At 69.8% G+C, this 15,001-nt stretch carries 15 protein-coding genes; 11 read left to right on the top strand and 4 right to left on the bottom strand.

Annotation, left to right across the window (positions count from 1 at the left end):
* Positions 1-38: 38 nt before the first annotated feature.
* Positions 39-275: a hypothetical protein gene (locus tag VFZ09_RS46770; RefSeq protein ID WP_329734338.1), complete on the top strand. Its 237-nt coding sequence runs from the start codon at positions 39-41 to the stop codon at positions 273-275.
* 1,226 nt (positions 276-1,501) lie between these two features.
* The gene (locus tag VFZ09_RS46765; protein WP_329734337.1) at positions 1,502-2,380 is read left to right on the top strand and encodes a hypothetical protein; all 879 of its coding nucleotides are present in this window, start codon (positions 1,502-1,504) and stop codon (positions 2,378-2,380) included.
* Positions 2,381-2,410: 30 nt separating this feature from the next.
* Here the strand turns inward: VFZ09_RS46765 and VFZ09_RS46760 are convergent, their stop codons facing one another.
* Together VFZ09_RS46760 and VFZ09_RS46755 are read right to left on the bottom strand one after the other, a co-directional pair.
* Positions 2,411-2,755, bottom strand: a complete 345-nt coding sequence (locus tag VFZ09_RS46760; protein ID WP_329734336.1) for a histidine triad nucleotide-binding protein — start codon at positions 2,753-2,755, stop codon at positions 2,411-2,413.
* A 62-nt stretch (positions 2,756-2,817) separates the two neighbouring features.
* Positions 2,818-4,281 carry a hypothetical protein gene (locus VFZ09_RS46755; RefSeq protein ID WP_329734335.1) on the bottom strand — a complete coding sequence of 488 codons (1,464 nt, stop codon included), beginning with the start codon at positions 4,279-4,281 and terminating at the stop codon, positions 2,818-2,820.
* A gap of 51 nt (positions 4,282-4,332) precedes the next feature.
* On the opposite strand from VFZ09_RS46755, the gene hprK reads away from it, so the two are divergent.
* From hprK to ptsP, 9 genes are all read left to right on the top strand, one after another.
* Entirely contained in the window at positions 4,333-5,298 is a 966-nt protein-coding gene (gene hprK / locus VFZ09_RS46750; protein ID WP_329734334.1) for an HPr(Ser) kinase/phosphatase, read from the top strand.
* Positions 5,295-6,161 carry an RNase adapter RapZ gene (gene rapZ, locus VFZ09_RS46745; RefSeq protein WP_329734333.1) on the top strand — a complete coding sequence of 289 codons (867 nt, stop codon included), beginning with the start codon at positions 5,295-5,297 and terminating at the stop codon, positions 6,159-6,161. The genes hprK and rapZ overlap by 4 nt, the downstream gene beginning before the upstream one ends.
* A 114-nt stretch (positions 6,162-6,275) precedes the next feature.
* A complete protein-coding gene (locus tag VFZ09_RS46740) occupies positions 6,276-8,918 on the top strand; it encodes a DUF5916 domain-containing protein (RefSeq protein WP_329734332.1) in 2,643 nt (880 codons plus the stop codon).
* A 311-nt stretch (positions 8,919-9,229) separates the two neighbouring features.
* Complete coding sequence (locus VFZ09_RS46735) at positions 9,230-9,682, top strand: PTS sugar transporter subunit IIA (RefSeq protein WP_329734331.1); 453 nt, start codon at positions 9,230-9,232, stop codon at positions 9,680-9,682.
* A 33-nt stretch (positions 9,683-9,715) separates the two neighbouring features.
* A complete protein-coding gene (locus VFZ09_RS46730) occupies positions 9,716-10,201 on the top strand; it encodes a PTS sugar transporter subunit IIB (protein WP_329734330.1) in 486 nt (161 codons plus the stop codon).
* Positions 10,202-10,205: 4 nt separating this feature from the next.
* Positions 10,206-10,922, top strand: a complete 717-nt coding sequence (locus VFZ09_RS46725; protein ID WP_329734329.1) for a PTS sugar transporter subunit IIC — start codon at positions 10,206-10,208, stop codon at positions 10,920-10,922.
* Positions 10,919-11,686, top strand: a complete 768-nt coding sequence (locus VFZ09_RS46720; protein ID WP_329734328.1) for a PTS system mannose/fructose/sorbose family transporter subunit IID — start codon at positions 10,919-10,921, stop codon at positions 11,684-11,686. Before VFZ09_RS46725 ends, VFZ09_RS46720 begins: the two co-directional genes overlap by 4 nt.
* A gap of 25 nt (positions 11,687-11,711) precedes the next feature.
* Positions 11,712-11,990: an HPr family phosphocarrier protein gene (locus VFZ09_RS46715; RefSeq protein WP_073565448.1), complete on the top strand. Its 279-nt coding sequence runs from the start codon at positions 11,712-11,714 to the stop codon at positions 11,988-11,990.
* Positions 11,991-12,031: 41 nt separating this feature from the next.
* Positions 12,032-13,795, top strand: coding sequence for a phosphoenolpyruvate--protein phosphotransferase (gene ptsP, locus VFZ09_RS46710; RefSeq protein ID WP_329734327.1), 1,764 nt, complete (start codon positions 12,032-12,034; stop codon positions 13,793-13,795).
* Positions 13,796-13,846: 51 nt separating this feature from the next.
* Here ptsP and VFZ09_RS46705 read toward each other — a convergent pair whose 3' ends face one another.
* Positions 13,847-14,377 carry an MgtC/SapB family protein gene (locus VFZ09_RS46705; protein ID WP_329734326.1) on the bottom strand — a complete coding sequence of 177 codons (531 nt, stop codon included), beginning with the start codon at positions 14,375-14,377 and terminating at the stop codon, positions 13,847-13,849.
* A gap of 6 nt (positions 14,378-14,383) precedes the next feature.
* A complete protein-coding gene (locus VFZ09_RS46700; protein ID WP_329734325.1) occupies positions 14,384-14,977 on the bottom strand; it encodes an MXAN_6521/LA_1396 family lipoprotein in 594 nt (197 codons plus the stop codon).
* Positions 14,978-15,001 lie beyond the last annotated feature (24 nt).

Raw genomic sequence — 15,001 nt, 5'->3', positions numbered from 1 at the left:
AGCGCGTGGGACCGATGCCTCTTCCATGGGAAGGACACATGCGCTGGCGACAGGTGTTCGCGTTCACGGTGGTGATGGCGGTGGGGACGGGGTGCCCGGAGACCTGGCGGGAAGGCGGCACCATCGACCGGGCGATGGCGAAGGACCTCGAGGAGGAGTTGCACCAGCATGACTGCCCCTTGAGCAAGGAGGAGTGGGTGCGCAAGTGCCGAGAGCCCGTTGAGTGGGAGCAGCAACGGTGCCCCCATGCATGTCAGTTCAGGGCCGAGCCGTGATGCGTTGGCGTGCGCTCCTGGCACCGCTGCTGGGCCTCATCCTGCTTCTGCCGCTGGCCTGGGCCCTCCATACGGCCATGCTGAGAGGATTGCGTCCGGCACCCGAAGCAAAGGCCGTCCCGATGCTCTCTCCAGGAGAGCGCCAGAGCCTGCTGAGCTACGAGCGTCCCTGCAAGGGCCGCAAGGATTGTGAGCCACCGCTCGCCTGCTTCTTCAACCCACGCTCGATGTGGATGTACTGCACCGATAGCCGGTGCATGACGGACCAGCATTGCACGGAGGACATGGTGTGCCGCACGGTGGAGACGGTGAAGGGCGGACCCCGACTTCGTCAGTGCACGCTGGTGGGGGTGCGCAAGGAGGGCGAGCCCTGCGCGGACATGATGACTTCGCGCGAAGCGGCATGTGAACGGGGGCTCTTGTGTCAGGCGGACCACTGCGGACGGCCGTGCCGGGTGGAAGAGCCCGGGAGCTGTCCGGTGGGCTTCTTCTGTCGCGATGGCCTCGATGGTCCTTCTTGTCTACCCACGTGTGAGGGCCGCGCGTGTCCCGAGGGGCAGGACTGCGTCCGATTCGATGAGGGCGTATCGGTGTGTGCGCAGGTGCATGGGCAGAGCTGCCAGCGGACGCCCTGTCCTGAAGGTCAGGAGTGTTTCGTCCAGAGCTCCTTCGACCACCCGCGCGAAGCCTGGGGCACGTGTCTCATCCCGTGTGTTGAGGAGGACACGGCTTCCTGCCCCGAGGGCTTCGTCTGCCAGATGAGTTACTGCAGGAAGTCCTGTGACCCGGCCGTTCCCGATGCCTGCGGACCCCATTACAAGTGTCACCGCTACTCCGAGAAAGAGCCCTGGACGTGCGAGCCGGACCTGTGAGCAGACCGGGCCACGGAGTCCTGGCGCCGGAGCTTCCTCGTCGTGAGGTGGGGATGGGCGGGGTATATGATGCCGGGACACACCAGGGTGTTGCCTCTTCGAGGAGAAGGACACATGCGCTGGCGACGGGTGTTCGCGTTCACGGTGGTGATGGCTGTGGGGACGGCGTGCCCGGAGACCTGGCGGGAAGGGCGGCACCATCGATCGGGCGATGGCGAAGGACCTCGCGGAGGAGATGCACCGGCACGACTGCCCCTTGAGCGAGGAGGAGTGGTTGGAGAAATGTGAAGTTCCCCCTGAGTTGTGGGAGAGCAAAGGGTGCCCTCATGAGTGTCAGTCCAGGACCAACCCGTGATGCGTTGGCGCCCCCTCATGGCCTCACTGCTGGGCCTTCTCCTGCTCCTACCGCTGGCCTGGGCCCTCCATACGGCCATGCTGGGAGGTCTGCGGCCGGTTCCTGCGGCGACGCTCGTTCCCATGCTCTCGCCCGGAGAGCGCCAGAGCCTGATGTCCTATGAGCGCCCCTGCTCGGGCCGCAAGGATTGCGACCCACCGCTGGCCTGTTTTTTCAATGCGCGCTCGAAATGGAGGTACTGCACCGACAGCCGGTGCATGACGGACCAGCAATGTGCGGAGGACATGGTGTGCCGCACGTTGGAGACGGTGAAGGGGGGGCCCCGGCTCCGCCAGTGCACACTGGTGGGGGTGCGCAAGGAGGGCGAGCCCTGCTCGGACATGTCGTCCCTGCGTGAAGCGGCCTGTGAACGGGGCCTGCTGTGCCAGGAGCGCCGGTGCGGTCGGCCGTGCCGGGTGGAAGCGCCCGGGAGTTGCCCCGAGGGTTTCTTCTGCCGCGAGGGCCTCGATGGTCCTTCCTGCCTGCCCACGTGTGAGGGCCGATCGTGTCCCGAAGGACAGGTCTGCATCCAGCCCAACATGGAGAAGGGCGTGTCGGTGTGTGCGCAGGTGCATGGCCACAACTGCCAGGAGACGCCTTGTCCCGAGGAGCAGAAGTGCTCCATGTGGAACACCTTCAGCCACCCGCACGAAGCCTGGGGGACGTGCATCCTCTCCTGTGACGAGGCGAACCCCGCGTCTTGTCCCGAGGGCTTCGTCTGCAGCATCGGGGCATGCAGGAAATCCTGTGACCCGGCCGTCCCTAACGCCTGCGGCTCTCATTACAAGTGTCACCGCTACTCCGAGAAATACCCCTGGACGTGCGAGCCGGACATGTGAGTCCCGCGGTGACACCCGAGCCCGGCGCCACTACCCCGGAGGCCACTCCATGGGGCGTCCACCGAGCAGGTGCAGGTGGATGTGGAACACCGTCTGGCCGGCGTCGCGGCGCGTATTGAGGACGAGCCGGTAGCCGCTGTCGGCGAGGCCCCGCTGGCGCGCCAGCTTCGCGGCGGTGAGGTGCAGGTGGCCCACCAGCTCGCGATGCTCCACGGTGACATCATTCATCGTGGGGATGTGCTCGAGCGGGATGACGAGCAGGTGCGTGGGGGCCTGGGGGTTGATGTCCTCGATGGCCAGGCAGTGGTCATCCCGGTGGACGAGCCTCGCGGGAATGTGACCGTCGCGAATCTTGCAGAAGATGCAGTCGGACATAGGCGGCCCGGCTTAGCAGCGGCGTGCCCGGTGGGAAATGCTCCCGGTGGGAAAACGTTGGCTCACGGAAGGCGCGAGGACCAGGCCGGATCCGGCGTGCAGCGGCCGTGCGGCAGGCGCATCAGCACGAAGGGGCCCTCGGAGGCCACCACCTCGCCATCGGGCATGGTGCCCACGGTGAGCACGTGGCTGTAGAGGCGGGACTCGTGCCCCGGGCCATGGTCCGCGTAGAGGGGCACGTCGCGGTGGAAGTAGCTGTAGCCGCCCGTCCAGGCCAGGTGGAGCCGCTCCACCTTCAGGCCGCACACGTCCGGGAGCTTGCCGGCGGTGATGAGCAGGCGGTTGACGGGGCCGAAGTCATCCCAGGCGTTCTGCAGGGACTTGGGCCCCGGGTACTGCCCGAGGTCCCGGAAGGTGAGCCCTCCCATGCGGAGGCCGGAGAGGCTCGCCACCGCCACCACCGCCAGCGGCAGGGCGATCCGGACGGGGGAGGGCGGCAGGCGGCGCAGCACCGCGTCCAACCCCACGCCGGCGAGCGCGGCGAACAGGGGCAGCACGGGCAGCAGGAAGCGCAGCTCCTTGTGGGGCTGCAGCGCGTGGAGCAGGTAGAAGGCGGCGGCCACTCCGAGCAGGCCCGGGGCCCTCCGCGCCGCGAGCAGCGCCAGCCCCACCGTCACCAGCGTGACGCCGCCCATGGCCCGGAACAGGACGCGGTTGTAGAAGCTGAAGGGCTCGACGCCGAAGGTGGCGGCCCCGTTCTTCACGACGTTGAAGTCCAGGTACACCAGGGCCGAGTGGAACCAGCGGCCCCAGGTGAGCTTGTCGAGCAGTCCGAAGAGGAAGGCCCACCCGGCGAGCACGGCCAGCGCGTCGCGGACGGCCCGCCAGTCGCGCCGTGCCGCCAGCACCGCCAGCAGGCCCACGCAGAAGACGCCATTCTGCAGGCGCAGCAGCACGGCGAGCCCCAGCAGCGAGGCCCCCACCATCCCCGCCCGGCGCGAGGCCCCCGGTGCGAGCGCCAGTCCCAGTCCTAGCACCACCGGCAGCGCGGAGGCGTTCTCGCTCATGGCCCGGGGGGCGAAGTAGAGCGGCACGGCCGCCACCGCGAAGAGCGAGGCCCCCGCGCTGGCCGCCAGCGGCGAGGCCCCGTATGCCCGGGCCAGCCTCCAACTCCCCCAGGCCGTGGCGGCTCCCACCAGCCCGAAGAAGGCCCTCGTCAGGCCCAGGTACCCCCGCGGCTCCTCCAGGCCCACCAGCGCCGACAGCTTGAACAGGGCGGCCACCAGCCCGGGCAGGGTCCAGTTCCGGGCCCCCTCGAGGAACTCCCACGCCTGCATCCCGTAGCCGAAGACGAGCCGGTGGGCCGGCTCCAGGCTCTGGTAGATCTCATCCGGCCACGCCACGCCGTCATCCGTGAGCGCCAACCACACTCGGAGTGTGGCTCCCACCCCGAGGAGCAGGACGAGGACGGCCCGGGCGAGGAGCCGCTCGGCGGGCGTTTCGGGGGAGGGAGGGGAGGCGGACATGAGGGATCACCACGCAAAAAGTCCGGCGGGGGTGATATTCCACCCTTGCCGATGAACTCAATCCGGGTCTCACAACTCCTCGAGGATCGCGAGTACGATCTCCGGCTCACCCTGGTAGCGGGCGAGCGCGGGGTGCAACGCCGTATCAACTCCTCGCGCATCCAGAAGCCGGGGCTGGCGCTCACGGGCTTCACCGAGCACCTCCACCCTCACCGGGTACAGGTGTTCGGCAACACCGAGGTGTCCTACCTGCGCACGCTCCCCGAGGAGCGGCAGCGCGAGGTGCTGGACTCGCTCTTCCAGGAGGAGCTGGCCTGCGTGGTGGTGACGAAGGACATCGCCCCGCCCCCGGCCCTGCTGGAGGCGTGCGAGAAGGCCGGGCTGACGCTGATGCGCACCCCGCTGCTCTCCAGCCAGTTCATCCAGCAGGTGCAGGCCTTCCTGGAGGAGGCCCTCACCGAGGCCAGCAGCCTGCACGGCGTGTTGATGGACGTGTTCGGCGTGGGCATCCTGCTGCTGGGCAAGAGTGGCATCGGCAAGAGTGAGATCGCCCTGGACCTGGTGATGCGGGGCCACCGGCTGGTGGCGGACGACATCGTGGACGTGACGCGGCGGCGGCCCGGCGTGGTGTACGGCGCGGGCAACCCCGTCATCCGCCACCACATGGAGATCCGCGGCCTGGGCATCATCAACATCAAGGACCTGTTCGGCGTGGCCTCGGTGCGCGAGCGCAAGAAGATCGAGCTCGTCATCGAACTGCACGAGTGGGATCCGCAGCAGGAGTACGACCGGCTGGGCGTGGAGGACCGGTTCATGAACATCGTGGGCGTGGACATCCCTTTGTCGGTGGTGCCGGTGCGCCCCGGCCGCAACATGACCACCATCATCGAGGTGGCCGCGCGCAACCAGTTGCTCAAGCAGCAGGGTCACCACTCGGCGAGGGAGTTCGCCGAGCGGCTCAACCGCGCCATCGCCGAAGGGGCGATGCGCCGCTCCATGGGTGAGGAAGTCGAGTGAACACGGCCCCGGCCAAGCACGTCGTCATCATCTCGGGCATGTCTGGCTCGGGCAAGTCCACCGCCATCCGCGCGCTGGAGGATGTCGGCTTCTTCTGCATCGACAACCTGCCGGTGTTGCTCCTGCCCAAGCTGACGGAGCTGGCCGGAGGCGGGCAGTTCGAGCACCTCGCGCTGGTGGTGGACGCGCGCGAGGGCATCTTCCTGCACGAGGCGCCGCGGGTGCTCGACGAGGTGCGCCGGGCGGGGCACCACGTGGAGGTGCTCTTCCTGGACGCCAGTGACGAGAGCCTCATCCGCCGCTTCAGCGAGACGCGCCGCCGCCACCCGCTGGCGCCCACGGGCAGCGTGTCCGAGGGGATTCAAGCCGAGCGCGAGGCCCTCAAGGATCTGCGCGAGCTGGCCGATCAGGTCATCGACTCGTCGGTGCTCAACGTGCACGACCTGAAGCGCATGGTGCAGGCGCGCTTCAACCCGGAGCCGGCGAGCGGGCCGTCGCTGTCTGTCATGTCCTTCGGCTTCCGGCACGGGGTGCCGCCGCAGGCGGACCTGGTGTTCGACGTGCGCTTCCTGCCCAACCCGTACTTCGTCCCGGAGCTCAAGGGGCTCACGGGGAAGGACCCCCGGGTGGCCTCGTACGTGCTGGACCGCGAGGAGACGCAGCAGTTCGTGGAGAAGGTGGTGGACCTCTGCCGCTTCCTCTTCCCGCGCTACCAGAAGGAGGGCAAGGCGTACCTCACGGTGGCGCTGGGGTGCACGGGGGGCAAGCACCGCTCGGTGGCCATCGCCGAGGAGCTGCGCAAGCGCCTCGTGGGGGACCACCCGCGCGTGCAGCTGTGGGACCGCGACGTCGAGAAGGAGTAGGCGCGCTCCTCTCCCTTTTATTCCGGGGGGTTCCGAGGCGGCTCGCCCCGCGAACCGGCGAGGGGCGCTCCCCAGGCAGGCGATCTCGTTCGGACTCGCATCCGGAGTGCGGGTATGGTTCTTCGCCCCGCCATGTCGCGCTCCGTCCTCGTGCTCGCCGCACTCAGCGTCCTGCTTCTCGGAAGCCTCTCCGCCCACGCCCAGCCCTCCACGGCCGGGGAAGGGCGGCGCCTGGAAGCCGTGCGCGTGGAGCAGGGCCCGCGCGTGGATGGCGTGCTGGATGACGAAATCTGGCGCCGCATCCCCTTCACCAGCGACTTCACGCAGAAGGAGCCCGAGCAGGGCAAGCCGTCCACGCTGCGCACCGAGGTGGCCTTCGTCTACGACGCCGAGGCCCTCTACGTGGGCGCGCGCATGGCCAGCGACAAGCCCGAGGACATCGAGACGGTGATGACCCGGCGCGACGAGAGCGGCTCGGCCGAGCGCCTCATCATCTCGCTGGACACGTACCGGGACCGGCGCACCGCCTACAGCTTCGCCGTCACCGCCGCCGGGGTGCGCGTGGACTGGTACCACCCGCAGGACCACGAGTACGTCCGCGACTCCTCCTACAGCCCCGTCTGGGAGGCCCGCACCACGCAGACGTCCGAGGGCTGGGTGGCAGAGCTGCGCATCCCCTTCTCGCAGCTGCGCTTCAACGCCGCCGAGCAGCAGGTGTGGGGCCTCAACATCAACCGCTACATGCCCCGCCGCAACGAGGACACCTTCTGGGTGGTGGTGCCGCGCGACGTCACCGGCTGGTCCTCCCACTTCGGCGAGCTCACCGGCATCCGCGGCGTGGCGCCCTCGCGCCGCATCGAGGTGGTGCCCTACCTCGCCGGGGACCTCCAGGCCTTCTCGGGGGCCAACCCGCGCGTCGGCACGCCCTTCGAGAGCCGCGCCCCGTACTCGGGCCGCGCGGGCCTGGACGCGAAGATTGGCCTCGGGCCCAACCTCACCCTGGACGCCACGGTGAACCCGGACTTCGGGCAGGTGGACGCGGACCCGGCCCAGGTGAACCTCACCGCCTTCGAGATCTTCCTCCAGGAGCGCCGCCCCTTCTTCACCGAGGGCAGCCAGCTCCTCAACAACAGCAGCGGCTACGGGCCCGCCTACTTCTACTCGCGCCGCGTGGGAGGCTCGCCGCGGCTCTCCGCGTCCGCGGACTTCGTCGAGTCCCCCCGCGCCAGCACCATCTGGGGCGCGGCGAAGCTCACCGGGCGGCTGTCCTCGGGCCTGTCGCTGGGCGCCCTGGGGGCCTTCACCGGCGACGCCTTCGCGGACACCTATGACTTCTCCTCCGGGGTGCAGGACCGGGTGAAGCTGGACTCGCGCACCGGCTTCGGCGTGCTGCGCGCGCAGCAGGAGCTGGGCCCCGGCGGCTCGGTGGTGGGGGCCACCGCCACCACGATGTACCGGCACATCGGCCGGGGGCAGGGCCTCACGTGGCTGCTGACCCGCGAGGCGTACTCGGGAGGCGCGGACTTCCGGCTGCGCGTGGGCAGCGAGTACTTCGTCTCCGGCTACGCGGGCGGCAGCCTGGTGCGCGGAGACGCCGCCGCCATCACCCGGCTCCAGGAGTCCAGCGCCCGCTTCTTCCAGCGGCCGGACCAGTCCTACGTGCGCGTGGACCCCGAGGCCACCGCGCTGTCCGGCTACACGCTCGGCGCCAAGGTGGAGCGGGTGAGCGGTGAGCACTGGCTGTGGAACGCCAGCGCCAACGCGCTCTCCCCGGGCTTCGAGCTCAATGACGTGGGCCGGCTCAACACCGCGGACGACCTCGACGCCCGCCTGGGCCTGACGTACCGCGAGACGAACCCGGGCCGCCTGCTGCGCAACTGGCAGCTGGGCCTGGCCGCCGCCTCCAACTGGAACTATGGCCTCACGCGCCAGTCCAGCGAGCTGGTGCTGACCGGCGCGGCCACCTTCCCCAACTTCTGGGCGGGCGAGTTCCGGGTGACGTACCTGCCGCGGGCCTTGTCGGACTCGCTCACCCGGGGCGGGCCGCTCATGCGGACGGCGCAGGGCGTGGACGGGGAGATCTCCCTCGAGAACAGCTTCAATGACACCACGCGTTGGAACGTGACCGGCGCGCTCTGGTCCTTCGAGCAGGGCAGCCACGGCGGCTTCGTGTCGGCCGGGCTCACCCTGCAGCCCCACCGGCGCCTGCGCCTGGGCCTCGAGCCCGCCGTCTTCCTCTACACCGACGGCATGCAGTACGTGGACACGCTGGAGGGAGGCGGCCCCGGGACGTTCGGCAAGCGCTACGTCTTCGGCTCCGTGCAGCGCCGCGAGGTGGCGCTGCGGCTGCGCGCCAACCTCTTCCTCTCCCCGGACCTGAGCATCGAGGCCTACGCCGAGCCCTTCGCCTCCAGTGGCTCCTTCAGCGGCTTCGGCGAGCTGGAGCGGGCCGGGGGCACCCTGCGCCGCTACGGCTCCTTCTCGCGCTCGGCCGACGGGGGCGTGGAGCTGGTGGACGGCGACGCCTCGCTCCGCCTGGACGACCCCGACTTCAACCTGCGCTCCTTCCGCAGCAACGTGGTGCTGCGCTGGGAGTGGCGGCTCGGCAGCACGCTCTTCCTCGTGTGGCAGCAGGACCGCTCCACCCCCTCGGCCCGGACCGACCCGCTGTCTCCCCGGTTCCTCGGTGATGCGCTCACTTCACCCGGTGGGCACACCTTTGCCCTCAAGCTGAGCTGGTGGTTCCCCGCCGGCTGACTCCTCCCTCTCCCGCCAGGTGAGGGCCGGGTGAGCGTTGCCCCCCTGCGCGCTCACACGCCCTCCCACGCATCTCCCTCTAGAGGGGGGGCGTCCCTGCCTCCTCGTCTGGCAGCCGACAGGGGCTCGTCCGAAAGACGGTGAAATTGCGGGCGGGGGACCGGAAGCTGACTTACCTTCCTTCAGGAAGGGAAGGTGGGCGGGAGTGGGGTGGTGGCTTGGGTGCCAACGGAAACTTTCGGTGGGGGTTGCGCATCGCACCATTCAGGCGTAGTCAGGTCCAGCCCTGGGGGGGCTGGTGAGAGGTGATCATGGTCGGCCTCGTAGTGGCATCGCACGGACGTCTGGCGGACGAGCTGGTAGCGACCGCTGAGCAGATCGTGGGCAAGCTGCCCGCGGTGGCGACCTGCAACATCGAGCCTGGAACCTCCGTCGAGGATCTCCGGGCGAAGATGCGGCAGGCGGTGGCCGAGTTGGACCAGGGCGATGGCGTCATCGTCATGGCCGACCTTTTCGGCGGCACTCCGTGCAAGGAGTCGCTGATGATGTGCTCGGAGCGCTGCCAGTCGGGCAAGCTGGAGGTGCTCGCGGGCGTGAACCTCCCCATGCTCCTCAAGGCCAACTCCCTGCGCTCCGAGGACCTGCCGCTGGCGGAGATGGCCAGCCAGCTGGCGTCCTACGGACAGCGCAACATCACCTGTGCTTCAGCCCTGTTGCGCGAGGCCCAGCAGCGTCAGGCGCAACCGGCCGTGCCGCGAACTTGACGGCCCCCCGAGGGTGGGCGATTCGAGACTGCTGTGATCTCCCTGGTCCGCGTCGACAACCGCCTCATTCATGGACAGGTCGTCGAGGCCTGGCTCCCGCATTTGAAGGTCTCGCGCGTCGTCGTCGCTGACGACGAGGCGGCCAGCAGCCCGTTGGTGCGCGCCGCCATGGCCCTGGCGGTACAGAGCGCCATCGAGGTGCAGATCTTCCCGCTGGCGCAGGTGGACTTCGCCGGCATCTCCAAGGACTCCATCAAGACGCTGGTGCTGCTGCGGGACGTGGCGGCGGTGCCCTTCGCCCTGGCGCACGGGCTGAAGGTGGAGCAGCTCAACCTGGGCAACGTGCACTTTGGGACGGGCCGGCGGCAGGTGTCGCCCTCCGTCTTCCTCGCCGAGTCGGAGCTGCAGGCGCTGCAGCGGCTGGCGGAGGAGGGCGTGAAGGTGGAGGCGCGGGCGGTGCCGGCGGAGAAGCCGGTGGAGCTGGCGGACCTCAAAGAGCGGTGGGGAAAGGCGGGATGAGGCCGTGAGCGTGGGCTGGACCCAGGTCGCGCTCGCCGGCGTCTGGGGCGGCCTCGTCGCGGTGGAGCGCAAGGCCTTCCTGCAGGCCATGTTCTCCCGCCCGCTGGTGGCGGCCACCGCCATGGGGCTGCTGCTCAACGACGTGCCCTCGGGGCTCTTCATCGGCATGCTGCTGGAGCTCTTCCACCTGGGCACGGCCAACCTGGGCGCCTCGCTGCCGGACAACGACACGCTGTCGGCCACCGGCACCTCCGCCGCCGCGGCCACCATGGCCGCCGCCACCGGCGCGGGCTCCACGCCGGCCCTCTGGTCCATCGCCATCCTCCTCTTCATCGGGCTGGCGCGGGTGGGCCTCTTGGTGGACCGGGTGTTGGAGCGCTACTCGTCGCGCCTGGCGCGCAAGGCCATGGCCTCGGCCGAGGCCGGCCAGCTCACCCGGGCCATGCAGCAGAACCTCTGGGGCATGTGGCCGCACTTCGCCCTCTTCGGGGCCATTACCGCCGCGTGCGCGCTGGCGGGCTTCTTCCTCGGGCCCTTGCTGGAGCGGCTGCCGCTGCCGCTGCTGCGGGGCCTGGCGTGGGCCTACCCGGCCATGGCCTCGGTGGCGGCCTCCATCGCCGCGCGGGGCAGCCATGCCCGGCGGGCGCCCCTCTTCGCGGGCCTGGGCGCCGGCCTCGTCACCCTGGCCGTGCTCCTCGTCCTGCTCCGGGGGGGCCCGTGAGCGCCGTCAGCCCGCCCCTCACCCGCGGAGTGCTGCTGCGCGTCTTCCTGCGCTCGCTCTTCCTGCAGGCCTCGTGGAACCCCCAGGGCATGCAGAACCTGGGGCTGGCCTACGCCATCTACCCGGCGCTGGAGCGGCTCTACCCGGAGAAGCAGGCCCTCGAGGAGGCGGTGCGCCGGCACCTCGTCTTCTTCAACACCCACCCGTACGTGGCGGCGGCCATCGTGGGCGGCGTGCTCTACCACGAGCAGCGCATCGCCCGGGGCGAGGAGCCGCCGGACCGGGTGGTGGCCTTCAAGGCGGCCCTCATGGGCCCGCTGGCGGCGCTGGGGGATGGCTTCTTCTGGCTGTCACTCAAACCGGCCACCGGGGCGGTGTGCGCGGCGCTGGTGCCCATCCTGGCGGCGTGGGCGGCGGTGCTCTTCCTCGTCCTCTACAACCTCGTCCACCTGACGCTCCGGGCCCGGTTGTACTTGCTGGGATTGTCGTTGGGGGACAGGCTGGTGGAGGCGGTGGCGAGGGCCAATCTCCCCACCCGGGGAGCGAAGCTGCGGGCGGTGGCGGCGGCGTGCGCGGGCGGACTGGCGGCCTGGCTGGCCGTCACCTTCGGGGCCAACGCGGGGGGCCGCTTCGCGCCCCTGCTGTCCGCGGGCTGCCTGGCCCTGGGGGTGGTGTCCTACCTGCTGGTCGCCCGGCGGGTTCCGAACTACGTGGTGCTCTACCTCGCCGCCGGGCTGGCCTGTGTGGCGGGGGCTTTTTTGTAGAAGAAGAGGAGAACAGGGACTGGCAATGTCGAGCGTGGCCGAAGGGACATTCGAGATCATCAACGCCCTGGGGTTGCATGCCCGGGCGGCGGCGCAGCTGGTCCAGGTGGCCAACCGCTACAAGAGCGAGGTGACGCTCCTGTGCGAGGGCCAGAAAGCCAACGCCAAGTCCATCATGGGCGTGCTGATGCTGGCGGCGGCGCAGGGCATGGAAGTGACGGTGACGTGCAAGGGAGACGACGCCGAGGCGTGTCTCCAGGACATCCAGAAGCTCATCGCCAACAGGTTCGGCGAGTCGCAGTGAAGCCACACGCGCGGCGAGCCGCCGCAGACGAAGAAGGGACCGTGAGCAGCCAGGCCACCCCCACGTTGAGTCTGAAGGGCATCGGCGCCTCTCCGGGCGTGGCGGTGGGCCACGCCTACATCCTGGACCGCAAGCGGGTGCGCACCCCCAAGCTGCGGCTGGCCGAGGCCGAGGTCGACCCCGAGCGCATGCGCATGAAGACGGCCCTGGAGCTGTCCGACCGCCAGCTCTCCGAGCTCAAGGAGCAGATAACGCGCTCCGAGGGTCCCGAGCACGGCCTCATCATCGAGGCGCACCGGTTGATGCTCCACGACCCGATGTTCGTGGACGAGGTGAACCGGCTGATTGTCGAGGACCGCATCAACGCGGAGTGGGCGGTGCGGCGGGTGGCGCGCAAGCTCAAGCACCTCTTCGACAACATCCCGGACGAGTACTTCCGGGAGCGGCGCTCGGACGTGGAGTACGTGGCGGACCGGGTGGTGCGCAACCTGATGGGGCAGGTGGTGGACGAGGAGGTGTCGCTGCCGGACCACGCGGTGGTGGTGGCGCACGACCTGTCGCCCGCGGACACGGCGATGATGGCGCGCAGCGGGAGGGTGGCGGGCTTCGTCACGGACCTGGGCGGCCAGACGAGCCACACGGCGATTGTGGCGCGCGCCCGCTCGACGCCCGCGGTGGTGGGGGCGGGAAGGGCCAGCGAGCAGATCTCTCCGGGAGACCTGGTGGCGCTGGATGGCTCGCGCGGCCTCATCCTCGTCAACCCCACGGAGGAACAGCTGGCGCTCTTCCACGAGACGATGCGCCGCCACGCGGAGATGGAGGCCCGGGCACTGGAGGCCAAGGACCTGCCGGCGCAGAGCACGGATGGCTACCGCATCCGGCTGGTGGGCAACATCGAGTTCCCGGAGGAGATCTCCTCCCTGCTGGCGCACGGGGCGGAGGGCATTGGCCTGTACCGCACCGAGTTCATGTTCCTGGACCGCAAGAGCCCGCCGACGGAGGAGGAGCAGTACCGGGCCTACCGGCAGGTGCTGGAGGCGATGGGCGGCCGGCCCGTCACCATCCGCACGCTGGACCTGGGCGGGGACAAGGTGCCGGGGAAGACGAAGCACGAGAAGGAGCCCAACCCGGCCATGGGGCTGCGGGCCATCCGCTACTGCCTGGCCAACCGGGAGCTGTTCCGGGTGCAGCTGCGCGCGCTGCTGCGGGCGAGCGTGCACGGGAACATGCGGATGATGTTCCCGCTCATCTGCGGGATGAGCGAGCTGCGCGAGGCCCGGAGCGAGCTGGAGGCCTGCCGCACGGAGCTGGGGCGCGCGGGCGTGCCGCTCGGCAAGCGCTTCCAGGTGGGCATCATGGTGGAGACGCCGAGCGCGGCCCTCATCGCCGACCGGCTGGCGCAGGAGGCGGACTTCTTCTCGGTGGGGACGAACGACCTCATCCAGTACTCGCTGGCCATCGACCGGCAGAACCGGGACGTGGCGTACCTGTACAAGCCCCTGCACCTGTCGGTGCTGCGCTCGCTGAAGAACATCGTGTCGGCGGCCAAGGGCGCGGGCATCCCGGTGGCCATGTGCGGCGAGATGGCGGGCGACCCCATCTACGCGCTGGTGCTGCTGGCGCTCGGCTTCGACGAGCTGTCGATGACGGCGGGGCAGATTCCCACGGTGAAGGGCATCATCCGGGAGTCCAGCCGCGCCGATGCGCAGCAGCTGCTCGAGACGGCGATGGAGCTGACGACGGCGGAGGAGATCGAACGCTTCATCCGCACGGAGATGGACCGGCGCCTGGGCGAGCAGCCGTGAGCCCGTGAGAGGCCCCTCTCCCTTTGGGAGAGGGCTGGGGTGAGGGTCTGCCTACTTCAGGAGCTTGCCCGGGTCCGGAGTGTCCTCCGTGGGCTCCAGGGAGGACAGGTCGCGATCGGCGACGAGCCCGTACTTCTTCCGGAAGCGGCGGATGGCGCGCTCGAGGAAGCGCAGGCCGACGAGGCAGAAGAGGGCGAGCCCCACGGTGGCGACGGCGAGCAGGGGGACACCCATCCCGACGGCGAGGCCCACGGAGGCGGTGAGCCACAGGTTGGCGGCGGTGGTGAGGCCCCGGACGCTGGTGCCATGGCGGAGGATGGCGCCACCGCCGAGGAAGCCGATGCCGACGACGACCTGGCTGGCGATGCGGGTGATGTCGGCCCGGACTTCCTGGTGCGTCTCGGCGCCGAGCGGCTGCTCGGCGAAGAGGCTGGTGAGGGTGAAGAGACAGGAGCCGAGGCAGACGAGGATGTGCGTGCGCAGCCCCGCGCCCTGCCCGCGCAGCTCGCGCTCGAAGCCGAGCGCGAACCCGAGCCCGAAGGAGATGCCGAGCCGGAGGAGGGCGGTGCTCTGGTCCACCATGGGCGGTTATTCTCCGAGCTCGATCTTCTCGACGACGTCCTCGTCATTGAGGGTGGGGCGGGGGAGGGTGTCGAGGGTGGCGCTGAGGAGGCGGAAGGTGGGGCCGACGTAGGGGGCGACCTCGGAGCCGAGCTCGCTGGAGTACTGGACGGTGAGTTCCTTGTAGCGCTCGTCCTCGGAGGGCCAGCTTCCGGCGGCCTCGGCGGCCCAGACCTCCTGGCCGTCGCGGCAGCGGAGCAGCTGGGCCTTCACGGCGGCCTCCACGCCGCTGGTGGAGCGCTTCACGTCGGGGGAGAGCCAGAGGATGCCCTCGATGCCCTCGACGCACAGGCCCTTGTGGGAGGTGTCCTCGGGGTTGCCGGCGAGGGCGATGTTGGCCTTGGCGATGAAGTCGCGGTTCTGGTTGACGTAGCGGCGGGCGATGAGGCTCCACAACTCGCCGACTTCCTGCTTGCCGTCGGGGAGCGGCTGGGTGACCACGGCCAGACGCTTGACCTGGGTCTTGTCCACGGTCTCGTAGTCGGGGCGGACGCGGCTGCTCTTCACGGTGGCACAGCCGGCGAGCAGCACGAGTCCCAGAACGAGCGCGAGTCGGTTCATCGTCGATTTCCTCTCCGGCCCTGC

The organism is Archangium sp. (assembly GCF_036277355.1).
Taxonomy (GTDB): Bacteria; Myxococcota; Myxococcia; order Myxococcales; family Myxococcaceae; genus Archangium.
Note: the sequence above shows the minus strand (reverse complement) of the source record. Positions and strands in the feature narration are given on the sequence as shown.

Coding starts and splice junctions, on each gene's coding strand:
- VFZ09_RS46770 (WP_329734338.1), top strand. CDS start 39: ATGCGCTGGCGACAGGTGTTCGCGTTCACGGTGGTGATGGCGGTGGGG.
- VFZ09_RS46715 (WP_073565448.1), top strand. CDS start 11,712: ATGTCGAGCGTGGCCGAAGGGACATTCGAGATCATCAACGCCCTGGGG.
- VFZ09_RS46705 (WP_329734326.1), bottom strand. CDS start 14,377: ATGGTGGACCAGAGCACCGCCCTCCTCCGGCTCGGCATCTCCTTCGGG.
- VFZ09_RS46740 (WP_329734332.1), top strand. CDS start 6,276: ATGGTTCTTCGCCCCGCCATGTCGCGCTCCGTCCTCGTGCTCGCCGCA.
- VFZ09_RS46755 (WP_329734335.1), bottom strand. CDS start 4,281: ATGTCCGCCTCCCCTCCCTCCCCCGAAACGCCCGCCGAGCGGCTCCTC.
- VFZ09_RS46700 (WP_329734325.1), bottom strand. CDS start 14,977: ATGAACCGACTCGCGCTCGTTCTGGGACTCGTGCTGCTCGCCGGCTGT.
- VFZ09_RS46765 (WP_329734337.1), top strand. CDS start 1,502: ATGCGTTGGCGCCCCCTCATGGCCTCACTGCTGGGCCTTCTCCTGCTC.
- hprK (WP_329734334.1), top strand. CDS start 4,333: ATGAACTCAATCCGGGTCTCACAACTCCTCGAGGATCGCGAGTACGAT.
- VFZ09_RS46760 (WP_329734336.1), bottom strand. CDS start 2,755: ATGTCCGACTGCATCTTCTGCAAGATTCGCGACGGTCACATTCCCGCG.
- VFZ09_RS46735 (WP_329734331.1), top strand. CDS start 9,230: ATGGTCGGCCTCGTAGTGGCATCGCACGGACGTCTGGCGGACGAGCTG.